The sequence below is a fragment of the Bacillota bacterium genome (genome assembly GCA_024653485.1).
In the GTDB taxonomy this organism is placed as follows: Bacteria; Bacillota; SHA-98; order UBA4971; family UBA4971; genus UBA6256.
Genome location: JANLFY010000011.1, coordinates 48555 through 61596, shown reverse-complemented (window position 1 = coordinate 61596; position 13042 = coordinate 48555). Strand labels below are relative to the sequence as shown.

Here is a 13042-nt window from a genome sequence, read left to right as displayed (position 1 = left end):
AGAGCATGGACGAGCGGGCGTGAGCCATCCCCGGAGAGCGCGATGGCGTGGGGCGCTCGATTCTTGGAAGGAGACAAAGGGCCGATGACAAAAGTGGTCGGCGTGAGGTTCAGGAGCGCTGGGAAGGTGTACTACTTTGACCCCGGAGACATGGAGCTATCCGATGGAGACAAGGTCATCGTGGAGACGATCCGGGGTTTGGAGTGCGGGGAAGTCGTGGGTGAGCCCAGACTCGTGCAAGACGAGGAAGTGACCCAGCCGCTCAAGAAAGTGGTCCGGAGGGCTACGCCCGAGGACGAGTGCGTTGTGGAGCAGAACCGTGAGAAAGAGCACAGGGCGTTCAAGATCGGGCTCGAGAAGATCGCTGCCCACGGACTCCCGATGAAGTTGGTGGACGTTGAGTACACGTTCGACGGAAGCAAGATCATCTTCTTCTTCACCGCCGATGGCCGCGTGGACTTCCGCGAGCTCGTGAAGGACCTCGCCGGTGTATTCCACACGCGCATCGAGCTCCGGCAGATAGGTGTGCGGGACGAGGCGAAAATGATCGGAGGCCTCGGTCCTTGCGGAAGGCCTCTCTGCTGTGCGACGTTCTTGCACGACTTCGAGCCGGTGTCGATCCGTATGGCGAAGGACCAAAGCCTCTCGCTCAATCCCGCCAAGATATCGGGCATATGCGGCAGGCTGATGTGTTGTCTGAAGTACGAGCACGAGGTCTACAAGGACCTGCGCCAGGCGCTGCCGTCTGTCGGCAGCGAGGTCGACACGGAGATGGGTAAGGGCAAGATAGTCGAGCTGGACGTCCTGAAGGGGATCGCTTCAGTGAAATTGGGGGACGGGAAGACCGTGCGTGTGGACGTCCACCGCGATGGCGGCCCACAGCGATGCGGCGTCGTAGCGAGCGCATGGAGCGCCGAGCTGTGCGGGCCCTGTGAGCAGTGCGACATTGCTGAAGCGGACATGGCCGAGGCGGCGGAGACGCTTGACGTGAAGACCGACGCAGGGACGAAGGCCGAGCTTGGGCTGCACGAGGAGGCAACCCATGGCGCTGGGCGAAAGATCGATGGCATCGCTTTGGGCGTCGGCCTGGATCCGGCTGAGGATGGCGGCCCTTCCGAGGTGGCTGGAAGCAGAGAACCGGCCGTGAGGGTGGCGCGGGCGGAGGCCGAGGGCGGCGCCGCCGAGCGACGTGGCGGAACTGGGGCCAAAGTGGAACTGGAGAGCGCCCGCCGCGCGCCGCGAGCGGGAAGGCGCAGGCGTCGCGGCAAACGCGATAGGAAAGCGGGTGCGCCCGGTGCCGCTGCCGGTACGGCTCCCCAAAAACCCGCCGAGACGGGAACCGCGGCCAACATCGGGAAGCCAGGCGCGCTCCGGGCACAGACGAAAGGCGCGCCTTCCGGTGGCGGGCCCGGCCAGGGAAAGCTAGAGGACCAGGCAACCCAGGGAAAGGCGCGGCGTGCCTGGCGGTCCGAGAGGTCGGATGTTCGCGACAGGGCAAGGCAGGATCAGGCGGACAAGGAACAGCCGGAAAGACCCCGTCGGTACGCCAGACCGAGCAAGGCGGGGAGCTTCGAAGCAGGCCTCCTGAAGGCGCCTTCACCCACTCAAGTCGACGAGGGTGGGCAGACGGTTGCGGCTGACTCGGGAGCCAAGTCTGACTCCAACCGAGGGTCCGGGCAGCGTCGCCGTGTGCGGCGACGGCGGAGGCCAGCACGTCCCGGGCGTGGTGCGGGCGCTTCGGCGGCCGGCGGGGGCTGGGGCTCGGGAGCCACGGCGGAGGGCGTTGCTGCCCCGGACCGTAGCCCAGATCGAGACGGGCGCGGCAGGCGTGCGGGAACCGGCAGGTGAGGCCAGTGGGATCGAAGGTGCCGGGTCAGCGCACCGGGTCAGCGGGACCCGTGCGGCCGACCGCAGACCGGTGGCTGGATGAGCCCCCGTCGGAAGAGCTCCAGAGGCGCGCGGGAGCAATGGCGCATACGGGGTCTGACGGGTCCGAGAGGTGTTCCGAGGGGCGTGCGCAGCCAGCGGGGGAGCGCGTGGCGCCCGCAGGATCAGGACCGCGCGAGGCAGGACGGCCCCAGGTTGGCGTTCTTTACGTTTGCGCCACCCCCATAGGCAATCTCGAGGACATAACCATCAGAGCGCTCAGAGTGTTGCGCGAGGTCGACCTGGTGGCGGCCGAGGACACTCGGCGCACGCGCAAGCTCTTGGCGCACTACGGTATACCGGCCAAGCTCATGAGCTACCACGAGCACAACGAGCGTTCACAGGCGCCGCGAATCCTCGGGGTCTTGCTGAGCGGACAAAGCGTTGCCCTCGTGTCCGACGCCGGGACGCCGGGGGTCTCGGACCCTGGCGCCCATCTCATCCGGGAGGCCATATCAGGCGGGATCCCGGTCGTGCCCGTCCCTGGGCCCTCGGCGGTGGTCGCGGCCCTCGTGGTATCTGGCTTCTGCTCCGACGAGTTCGTGTTCATGGGGTTTCTGCCGCGCAAGGGAAGAGAGCGGCGCGAGGCCTTAGAGAGGATCGCACAGGAAAAGAGGGTGGTCGTGCTCTACGAATCTCCATACAGGATAGCGCGGACACTCTCCGACCTTGCGGAGACCGTAGGAGAGGAGCGGAGAGTCGCGGTTGCCCGGGAACTCACCAAGGTCCACGAGGAGGTCGTGCGCGGCCCGCTGAGTGAAGTCGCAGCGCGCTTCGACGGGAAGACCGTGAAAGGCGAGGTCACCGTCGTGCTTGACGCGCCGTAGACCCAACCCAGGCACGTCCTTTAACCAAGGCGGAGGCGGACGACACGGGGCGACACCGCGCGCCACGACGCGCCACCGCGAGCCACGACGCGCCACGACGCGACACTGCGCGACGCGAGCCGGGCGGGCCTGGCAAAGCACGCGGGACAGGCGAAGCAGGCGAGATGGGCCGCACTCGCGGATGGGATGGAACGGACGGATGGTACGGACATGGAACGCATATGGAACGGACACGGAACGGATGTGGGGGCGGCCGCACGTGAAGAAGGCCACCCCCACGGAACCTGATGCTCGGGAGAAACGTGAGATGCGCATCAGCGAATTCTTCGAACCGAACCGCCTATTTCAGATCAGACCCTCCTAGATCAGACCCTTCATCTCCTCGAGGCAGTCGCGGCAGATGTTCTTCTCCTTGTAGATCCTGATGTTGTCGGCATTCCCGCAGAAGATGCAGGCGGGCTCGTATTTCTTCAGTATGATCTTCTCGCCGTCAACGTAGATCTCAAGGGCGTCTTTCTCGGCGATCTGCAGGGTCCTGCGAAGCTCGATCGGGATCACCACGCGGCCTAGCTCATCTACTTTCCGAACAATTCCCGTAGACTTCATGTTTTCAAGCTCCCTCCTTCTTGCATCCAGACTTCGACGGCTTCCTGCACCCACTATACTTTATTTTCCAAGGCAAGTCAAGGCTCCGCTATTAGTTTTTACCTTATCTAGCAGAATTAGCGATATTACATGCTATGTTGACGCAGTTGAAACTACTGCTGGGCAGGGACGAAGCTATCGCGAAGGACCCCGTCACTCTTGAGCACGAGCCCGGATCGCCCCGCCTGGGCTTGACACGTGGCGAAACCTGAGGATATATTGAGGGCAGACGTCCCATGACGTAGCGGGCTTCGCGCAACCTCATGAGAGAACATGTCGAAAGCGATGAAGGGGACGAGTACACAGGCGACCCGCCAGAGAGAGCCGGGCTCGAAGGTGAAAGCCGGCGCGGGAAGTCTGCCGAACATGGCCCCTGAGCCGCGGGATGAAAGGGAGGTCCTGTCGGGTCTCCGGGCCCAGACGCGTCTTCGCGAGTAGTCCGTCAGCCGGGCAAGCGTGAGAGGCGCCCGTTACAGCGCCGGGGCATGCGGCTTGCAGAGGTGGGCCGCGTCGACGTCTCACCTGTTCGTCTCACCTCGGCGGCTCGCCTCAAAGGGTCGCTCAAAGGCAAAGGGTCGCTCGGAGGGCTGACTGATCGGCGAGGGTCGACTGAGCAACGAAGGTCGACTGAGCGACGATGGCAGACTGGGCGACGAAGGTCGACTGAGCTGCGAGGGCCGACTGAGTGGCGAGCTTCCCGCCGTAGTGCCTCGTGAGGCCGGAGCCGCAAGGCACCGGCGAAGCTGGGTGGTACCGCGAGAAAACGTCCTCTCGCCCCACGTGAAGGCAGGCGCCTTCCGGACGGGGTGAGAGGCATTTTAGTGTAGGAGGTTGTGTTCCACGTGGAAAAGTTCTATCTGACCACAGCCATAGACTACGTAAACGGCGAGCCGCACCTCGGCCACGCCTACGAAAAGATCGCGGCTGACGTGATCTCGCGTTTCAGGAGACTGGCAGGGTACGACACGTTCTTCCTGACAGGCACCGACGAGCACAGCCTCAACGTCGCTCGCCAAGCCGAAAAGCAAGGCATGTCGCCCAAGGCGTTCTGCGATAGGATGGCAGGGCTCTTCCGCAGAGCTTGGGACAAGCTGGATATCCGTCCCGACCGATTCATAAGGACCACCGATGAGGACCACATAGCCACGGTTCGCGACATCGTGCGACGGGCCAACGAGCGCGGCTACATCTACCAAGGGACCTACTCCGGGCATTACTGCGTGTCCTGCGAGAGGTTCGTCGAGGAGAAAGACCTCGTCGACGGGCGGTGCCCTCTCCATCCCAGTCGCGAGCCTGAATGGGTGGAGGAGAAGAACTACTTCTTCGCGCTCTCAAGGTTCCAAGAGCCGCTCCTCCGTCATATCGAGGCCCATCCAGAGTTCATCCTGCCCGAGACGAGGCGCAACGAGGTCGTGAACAGGATCCGCGAGGGACTGCAGGACGTGAGCGTGTCCCGGTCCACACTCGCCTGGGGGGTTCCATTCCCGGAGGAGATCGACCCGAACCAGGTCGTTTACGTGTGGTTCGACGCGCTCATCAACTACCTCACTGGGGCGGGCTACGTGCCCGGGACGGAGAACTTCGGGAAGTGGTGGCCGGCCGATCTGCATCTCATCGGAAAGGACATCACATGGTTCCACTGCGTGATATGGCCTGCGACACTGATGGCGGCTGGCGTCCCGCTCCCGAAGACCGTGTTCGGCCACGGGTTTGTGACCGTCAAGGGCGCGCGCATGTCCAAGTCCGAAGGGATCGTAGTGGACCCGGTCAAGCTGGCGGAAAGCCTGGGCGCCGATCCCCTTCGCTATTACCTCATGAAGGCCGTCCCGTTCGGTCAGGACGGCGATTTCTCTTACGAAGGTCTTGCCGAGACCTACAACGCGGATCTGGCCAACGACCTGGGCAACCTACTCAACCGGACGTGCGCGATGATGGAGAAGTACTTCGAAGGCCGCGTGCCGGCCCCGCGAGAATACGAGGCCCGCGACCGGGAGCTCGCGGACTTGGCGGAGCGAGTGACCCGACGCGCCCACGAGCTCATGCAGGCATTCGACCTTACGGGAGCGCTGGGCGAGATATGGAGCCTGGTGGACGGAGCCAACAAGTACATCGACGAGGCCGCGCCATGGGCGCTCGCGCGCGAGGGGCGACGGGAGCGGCTGGCCACCGTGATGTTCGGCCTCGCGGACGCCCTCGCTAGGGTGGCAGTCATGGCGAGCCCCTTCATCCCGGAGGCGGCGGAGCGTATCTGGACGTCGCTCGGGTTGGAGGAGAGCGGGGCACCTCTGAGCAACGTAAGGTGGACCGCGGGGACGCTTGACGTGGCGCGCCTTGTGCAAGGGGCGAAGGTGAGGCGCCTGGGGCCCCTATTCCCGAGGCTCGACGTGGAAGCCTCGGATTTGGCTCGAGGCGAGTTCCGTCTGGCGGAGCTGGCGCAAGACAAGAAGAGGGCGAGTGCGGCCGAAGCGTCCGCTGAAGGGGCGGCCGAAGGGGCGGCGAGAGAGGTGGCGAGAGAGGCGGCGGGAGAGGCTACGAAGGAGACGGCGAAAGCGGTCGGAGCGAAAGGGATGAATACGACCGAAACCGAGACCGCGAAGGCAGAACCGCGTGGCCAGATAGAGGCGCGCGGCCATGATGACAATGTTAAAGACGATGCGAGATGCGCGAAACTAGGATGGGGCGGCAAGCAGAGGGAGGGCTCAAAGGAGGGCTCAGAAGTGATCCAGCAAGTCCAGAGGACTGAGACGCCGCAGCCGAAGCCAAATGAGTCCGGGACGCCGGCAGACGATCTCGTATCCATAGAAGAATTCGCTAGGCTGGACCTCAGGGTGGCAAGGGTTCTTGCCGCAGAACGAGTCGAGGGCACGGACAAGCTCCTCAAACTCGAAATCGACCTCGGGGCTGAGAAGCGCCAGATCGTGGCCGGCATCGCGAAGCACTACGCACCCGCGGAGCTCGTCGGCAAGCAGATAATAGTCGTGGCCAACCTGAAGCCCGCCAAGCTGCGTGGAATCGTCTCCCAGGGGATGCTTCTAGCGGGGTCCACGCCAGACGCGTCGCGGTTGGCAGTGGTCACCACCGATCGCGAGCTGCCGCTGGGCTCGAAGGTGCGCTAGGGCGGTTGCGACTCGAAGTGCTCGCGAGTCTGTTGCGGCTTGCTGGCGCCGCTGGGCTCGAAGGTGCGCTATGGAGCTTGCGAAGGCGCGCTTGATCTGTGCCGAAGCGACAGCGCGTCCGAGCCGTGACGAAACGAAGGTGCGCCCGAACGCGGTGGCGCACGCAGCAGGCGAGGTGGCGCGCGACATGACATGCGAGGTGGGGAACGGATAAGGGGAGGACCCGTGATGTGCGCCACACGATTGATCGATACTCACGCTCATCTCGATCATGAGAGGTTTCGCGGAGACCTCGACGAAGTCATAGCGCGGTCGAAGGCCGCTGGCGTGTGGCCGGTGATCCAGGTAGGCTCGGATCTCACCTCCTCGCGCTTGGGCTTGGAGCTTGTACGGCGTTACGACGGCCTTCTCGCTGCCGTCGGCATCCACCCCCACGAGGCGAAGACCGCTTCCGAAGCGGCGCTCGACGAGCTTCGGACCTTGGCTCGCCAGCCCGGGGTTGTTGCCATCGGCGAGATCGGCCTCGACTACCACTACGATTTCTCCCCTCGCGACGACCAAAGGCGGGCCTTCGCGGCGCAGATTGCCATCGCGAAGGAGCTCGGGCTCCCTATCGTGGTCCACGACCGCGAGGCCCACGCCGACACCCTCGCTATACTCAAGTCGGAAGGCGCCTCGGAGGGCACCACGGCAGCTGGTGGCGTAATGCACTGCTTCTCCGGCGACTGGAAGATCGCCCGCGCAGTCCTAGACATGGGATTCTACATTTCGATAGGCGGCACTCTCACCTTTCCGAACGCCGCCGCTCTGCGCGACCTGGTCGCCCGCTTACCCCTAGACCGGCTCCTTCTCGAAACCGATTGCCCGTACCTCACGCCCGTCCCTCATCGCGGCAAACGCAACGAGCCCGCCCACGTGCTCTTCGTGGCTCGGGAGCTTGCCAGGCTGAAGCAGCTCTCCGTCGGCGACGTTGCCGCGGCGACCACCCACAACGCCGGAGTTTTGTTCTCCCTGAAGCATTGAGCATGGCTTGGACTCCAGCTTGACGGGCAAGCGCGCCCGGCCGCCAATCCATCCGGACACGCGGAGTCGACGGCTAGCTGTTGGCCAACGCGTCGCGGGCCTTCAGTCTCCGGAGCAGTTCCGGCAGTTCCTCCAGCGTCTCTATCACCGCATGAGGCACACAGGCCTCGGCCGGGACTCCGAACGCTTCGACGCTGAGCACGCCGGTATACGCCTTGTCTCGTACGCTGGCGAAGCCCCCGCAGCGTGGCCTTCCCTCCGGGAGCTCGCAGCGCAAATCCTCGGGCAAGTCGCGGTGCAACCAGACCGAATACCCGCCCGCTGACCGGGCGCCCCACACGTCGTGTACCGGATCGTCTCCCACGTGGAGCGGGGTGAGGCTGCTGCCCCACGCCGCCTGGAATATGCGAGCTTCGGGTTTTGCCGCTCGAATCTCCTCCGGCGTGACTATCGCGTCGAAGAAGCCATCTATTCCCAGAGCCTGTAAGACAGGGAGCTGGTATCTTCGGTAGCCGTTCGTCACTACCCCTAGGGTATACCCTTCCTGCTTGAGAGAACTCAGTGCTTCGCGCGCTCCAGGCAGGAGGGCGATCATGTCAGGCAGTCCGCAGTAGTAACGCACGAGGGCCGCCACGTCGAGAGGAGGTGGGCTGCCCGCCTGTGCCTTGCGGGCGAGGTTTTCGGCGACACACGTCACGATGTCGTCCCAGTCGTACGCCTCCACGAGACGCCCCTTGGCGAGCCGCTCCTTCGCCTCCTCGATTATTAGACGCAGCACGATCTTCTCGGGGTCGGGGTCGCGCGGCGGGGAGGAGGTGGGGTTTCCGCTGCCCACATCTGTGCCAGCCCCTAGGTCTGCTCTTGTACCTGCGTCCGTCCGTGCGCCGGTGCCACTCGTGTCACCAATGCCGCCCGTGCCGCCCATGCAGTGGACGCGCGGATGACTCCCCTGCGAACAGCCTCGAGCGGCGATCACATAAGGGGCAAGCGTCCGACAGACATGGGGGAATACTCCGCGGCGGAAAGGATTCTGGATCAGCACTCCATCCAGGTCAAATGTTACCAGGTCTATCAGGTGGATCACCTCGGGTGGAAGGAACAAGCTCTCTCTTGTCGAATTCTACATGTCTGGAGCGGCGCATCAGGCCTGACGGCCCGACGCACTGTGAGCGATCATACCCCCTATCATTCGCGTCGGAGGCGTTGAGTCCTGCTTCGGCGCGCCCTACTCCGAAAAACCTGTTAGGGGAGGACTGGTAAGTGTTGTCTCACAGCCTGAAGATGAAGTGGTCTTTACTGGCTCTGGTCGCTCTCACCGTCGCCGCGGTTCTGGGGAGCCTGCCGCTCGCTGCCCAGGCTGCCGCTGCGGCACAGAAACCCATAACCATCACGTGGTGGATCAATCCTTGGCGGATCACGCCTCCGGGCTTCCCGGCGGACAAGGCGGTTACGGCGGAGGACTTTCCGAAGTGGGCAAGCGAGGAGTTCATGAAGCTCCATCCCAACGTCACCGTGAAGTACGAGGTCGTGACCAACGCCGGATTCGACCAGAAAGTCGCAGCCGCGATTCTGGCCGGCAATCCTCCCGACGTGCTCAGGCCCATAGGCTTCAAGCAGGAGTGGGTGAAGCAGGGGTTGCTGGAGCCCATCGATGAGTACCTCACTGCGGAGGACAAGGAGGACTTCTATAGGTACGCCCTGGATGTCGGGAAAGTCGGAAACCATTACTATCTCTTCCCGTGGAATAACAGCAATAACGGCATGGGAAGCACACTGCTGCTGAATCCCGCGATCTTCAAGGAGCGGAACGTCAGTCTCCCGCCGCTCCCGGACCGCGGATGGACCGTGGACGAGTTCCTGAACGCCGCCCGCAAACTCACGTTTGATCGGAACGGGGACGGCAAGACCGACGTGTACGCCCTGAGCTTCCCCGCGAAGGACCTCTACGTCATGATGGGTTGGATGCATGTCTTCGGGGCCAGGCTCTTCAACGCCTCCGAGACGGAGGTCGTGCTCAACAGCCCCGAAGGAGTCCGCGCGCTGGAGTTCATCGTGGACTGCATCTACAAGTACAAGATCGCGCCCGAGGGCGCAGCCGGCATGGGGATCTACGACTCCATCAACATGTTCCACCAGGGGCTCACGGCCATCGGTTACGGTGGGCCGTACGAGATCGGCCGCATAGACAGGTATGTGAAAGAGGGTCAGCTCAAGGAGGCTTTCCCCGTCCACATCGCGCGTTACCCGCACCTCCCCGAGGTAGGCCCGATAGCGTATCATACGAGCGGCGGATTCGTCGTCTTCCGGCAGCGTGACCCCGAGAAGAAGAAGGTCGTCATGGAGTTCGCCCGCTTCCTGACGAACAAGGAAAACACTGCCTTGCTCAAGTCGCTCCTTTACGTCACGGCGCGTAAGTCCGTCAACAAGGACCTGTATAAGGGCTCGCCTTTCGAAAAAGAGGTAGATACTTACGTCAGGGCCATTGAGAACGGTATCCCCTACTTCGGGTCCGCGAACATCAGCACAGAGCCCATCGACAAACACCTCCAGGCTATGTTTGAGGCGGCGCTCGCGAGAACCAAGACGCCCAAGCAGGCCTTGGATGATTTCGTTCGCGAGGCGAATCGCGCGCTGTTCAACAAGTAGAGGAGACATGGCGCCGAGCTTGGTCGCCGAGAAGGGGCGGCGGGGACTCGTCTCCGCCGCCCAGCGTGACCAGACGAGACATGAGGCGTTGGAGGTGTGGGTTTGGAGACGCTCATTCGGAGGGTATACAAGGACCGCTGGGCATATGCTTTCGTCATACCCAGCTTTGTCCTTTTCGCGTTCTTCTTTCTATTGCCCGTAGTGTGGGGCGGCTACTTGAGTCTTCTGGACTACAAAGTCTTCAGTCAGGAATGGGTGGGGGTCCGGAACTACGTACAGCTATTCCGAAACAACCTCTTCTGGGTCGCGTTGAGGAATACGGCGCTCTACACTCTTGCGGTCGTACCTCTTTGGCTGGGGAAGGCCCTCATCATCTCAGCACTGATATACCCCTTTGCCAAGCCGCTCCAGACCTTCTTCAAGGCTGCCTTCTACCTGCCGCACGTGACTTCGTCTGTCATAATCTCCATGGTCTGGCTGTGGATATTCAACCCGCCGTTCGGACTCTTGAACTATCTAATGGATCTTCTGGGACTTGGTCCGCACGCGTGGCTGGGAGACGTTCGAACCGCGCTTCCGTCCATCGTCTTCATGCAGGTCGTCATGGGCGGGGGGTCATCCATCGTCCTGATCACGGCGGCGATGGGGAGCATCCCACATCACCTGTACGAGGCGGCCTATCTCGATGGGGCCACCAAGACCCAGGCATTCTTCAGGGTCACGCTCCCTCTTCTGCGTCCCACGCTGCTCTACCTGACCGTCATGGGCACCATATCCAGTTTTCAGGTGTTCACGAACATATACCTGATGACGCAGGGAGGTCCGCAGTTCGCCACGACGACCTTGGTGTACCTCATCTATGACACCGCATTCAAGCAGTTCAACTTCGGGCTCGCTTCAGCGCAGGCCGTCGTGCTGTTCGCCATCATTTTCGTGTTGGCGCTCGCCCAGTTCAAGTGGCTCGGACAGGAGGTGGAGTACTGATGCCCACTTCCTCGTCTTTCTCGGGAAAGCCGGCTCCCGCGACAATGAGCGCGGCTACGAGCGCTTCGATGGTCGCAACGACGGGCATGGCAACGTTCGCAACGGAGGGTACAACGGTGGCGGCGATGGCTGGCGCAACGGCGGACACTCTGAAGGGCGCAGCGGCGAACAGCACAGCGACGACCGCGACAAGACGTCCCCCGACAGCCTCAAGGCGCGTGCTTCGTTGGAGGAGGCTCCGGCCGGGCGATGCGATCGCCTTGTTGATAGTGACTCTGCTTGCGGTCGCGTCATTGATGCCTCTGTACTGGATGGTGGTCACGGCCATTCAAGAGCCCACGCTTGTGGTGAAGCTTCCTCCGGAGTGGTTCCCGAAAAACCCGTCCGCGGCGAACTTCAGAGACCTTCTTGCACGGCCGCTTCTGGGGCGGTGGACTCTGAACAGCGTCATCGTGGCTGTGACGGTCACAGCGGCGCAGCTCTTCGTTGCGGCTCTCGCAGGGTACGCGTTTGCGAAGAAGAGTTTCGCCGGAAGGAACCTGCTGTTTTGGCTGTATGTAGGATCCATGATGGTTCCGGGCCAGGTCACGCTCATACCCCGCTACATCCTCATGTCGAAGATCGGGTTCGTGAACACGTACTACGGCCTCATTCTCCCCGCCATTGCCGCGCCTTTCGGGGTGTTTCTCATGAAGCAGTTCATGCAGACGCTCCCCGGTGAGATCATCGACGCCGGTAGGATAGATGGGGCTTCCGAATTCGGCATCTTCACGCTGATCGTGGCTCCGCTCGCCAAACCCGCCCTGGCGGTGTTGGGCATCTTCACGTTCGTGGGGGAGTGGAACGACTTCTTGTGGCCTCTCGTCATCACCAACTCGTCGGAAATGCGCACCCTTCAGGTGGGTCTGGCGATGCTGCAGGAAGAGGTGCCCATGGCGTTCGGGCTCTTGATGGCCGGCGCGACCTACGCCGCCATCCCCATTACCCTGGTCTTCCTTCTGTTCCAGCGCTACTTCCTGAAGGGTCTTACCGTGGGGGCCTTCAAGGGATGACGGGATGACAGTGGAAGGAAGGCGCGTTCCTTTCGTGACCCGGGGCCTCTCCACGAGCGTGCGAGAGGCCCCCGCCTTCTCGACGGTGTGCCTTGACGGTGTGCCGCGGCCCGAGAGGGGTGGCTCGGTGGCGCTCGCGAGCGCGCTGGACGCGCGAGCCTCCCGTGCATTGGGACACAGGGCATTGGCACACAGGCATATCCATCTTCGACGGCTCATATGTAGTAGCGGACCAGTAGTGCGCAGGCACCGGCGTCGGGGGCGAAAGCGGCAACCGTCTCAGCCCTTATCCGTGCTCAACCGTGCTCAACCGTGCTCAGCCGTGCTCAGCTGCGCTCAGCCGCGCCTGCCGCTGGTCTAGCATTAGCATCGCGCTCCGACGCGTCGGCAGAGCAGCGAGCGAGACGAGCGAGACGAGCGAGCGAATGCCGAGAACATGAGCCGAACGGAGGCGGGCGGGCGTGGACATCAGCGCTATCGCCAGGGAGTTCATCGACATCAACGAGCGGAGGAAGGAGCTGGAGAGGCGCGAGGAGTACCTCAAGGGGTTGCTGGTGCAGCACTTCCAGGCGACCGGCGTAAAACAACTGGAGACGGACCGAGGCAAAGTGAGCTACCTCGAGGCCCAGAAGGTCGAGTACGACATCCCGCTGCTCCGGCACGTCCTTCCTCCGCCGGTGTTCGACATGGTAGCCAAGGTTTCAATCAACGACAGCGTTCTCTCGCAGCTCGTTCGGGACGGAAAGATCGACGCGGTCGCGGTGGAGAGCGCGAGGAAAGTGACGTACGTGCACAGAGTGGTCGCGCAGGCGATGCCGCTGGC

The 13042-nt window shown here is 63.0% G+C and carries 8 protein-coding genes and 2 pseudogenes; 8 read left to right on the top strand and 2 right to left on the bottom strand.

From position 1 onward, the window contains the following. The first annotated feature begins 84 nt into the window (after nucleotides 1–84). Nucleotides 85–843, top strand: a pseudogene (locus tag NUW12_09765) (stage 0 sporulation family protein). A 1010-nt stretch (nucleotides 844–1853) separates the two neighbouring features. Next, a complete protein-coding gene (gene rsmI / locus NUW12_09760; GenBank protein MCR4403044.1) occupies nucleotides 1854–2753 on the top strand; it encodes a 16S rRNA (cytidine(1402)-2'-O)-methyltransferase in 900 nt (299 codons plus the stop codon). A gap of 360 nt (nucleotides 2754–3113) precedes the next feature. On the opposite strand, the gene NUW12_09755 is transcribed toward rsmI, so the two are convergent. Beyond that, the gene (locus NUW12_09755) at nucleotides 3114–3359 is read right to left on the bottom strand and encodes an AbrB/MazE/SpoVT family DNA-binding domain-containing protein (protein ID MCR4403043.1); all 246 of its coding nucleotides are present in this window, start codon (nucleotides 3357–3359) and stop codon (nucleotides 3114–3116) included. A gap of 881 nt (nucleotides 3360–4240) precedes the next feature. Between NUW12_09755 and metG the strand changes: the two genes are divergently transcribed. Then, on the top strand, nucleotides 4241–6514 hold the full coding sequence (metG, locus tag NUW12_09750; protein MCR4403042.1) for a methionine--tRNA ligase: 2274 nt from the start codon (nucleotides 4241–4243) through the stop codon (nucleotides 6512–6514). A gap of 228 nt (nucleotides 6515–6742) precedes the next feature. Then, the gene (locus NUW12_09745; protein MCR4403041.1) at nucleotides 6743–7537 is read left to right on the top strand and encodes a TatD family hydrolase; all 795 of its coding nucleotides are present in this window, start codon (nucleotides 6743–6745) and stop codon (nucleotides 7535–7537) included. A 73-nt stretch (nucleotides 7538–7610) separates the two neighbouring features. Here the strand turns inward: NUW12_09745 and NUW12_09740 are convergent, their stop codons facing one another. Then, on the bottom strand, nucleotides 7611–8372 hold the full coding sequence (locus NUW12_09740; protein ID MCR4403040.1) for an HAD family hydrolase: 762 nt from the start codon (nucleotides 8370–8372) through the stop codon (nucleotides 7611–7613). 425 nt (nucleotides 8373–8797) lie between these two features. Here NUW12_09740 and NUW12_09735 point away from each other — a divergent pair, with 425 nt between their 5' ends. The 4 genes and pseudogenes from NUW12_09735 to NUW12_09720 all read left to right on the top strand — a co-directional run bounded on the left by NUW12_09735 (nucleotide 8798) and on the right by NUW12_09720 (nucleotide 12917). After that, a complete protein-coding gene (locus NUW12_09735) occupies nucleotides 8798–10183 on the top strand; it encodes a sugar ABC transporter substrate-binding protein (protein ID MCR4403039.1) in 1386 nt (461 codons plus the stop codon). A 102-nt stretch (nucleotides 10184–10285) separates the two neighbouring features. Continuing rightward, nucleotides 10286–11167 (top strand): sugar ABC transporter permease, encoded by an 882-nt coding sequence (locus NUW12_09730; protein ID MCR4403038.1) that lies wholly within the window; start codon nucleotides 10286–10288, stop codon nucleotides 11165–11167. Then, nucleotides 11167–12219: a carbohydrate ABC transporter permease gene (locus tag NUW12_09725; protein MCR4403037.1), complete on the top strand. Its 1053-nt coding sequence runs from the start codon at nucleotides 11167–11169 to the stop codon at nucleotides 12217–12219. The genes NUW12_09730 and NUW12_09725 overlap by 1 nt, the downstream gene beginning before the upstream one ends. 461 nt (nucleotides 12220–12680) lie before the next feature. Next, nucleotides 12681–12917, top strand: a pseudogene (locus NUW12_09720) (siphovirus Gp157 family protein). Nucleotides 12918–13042 lie beyond the last annotated feature (125 nt).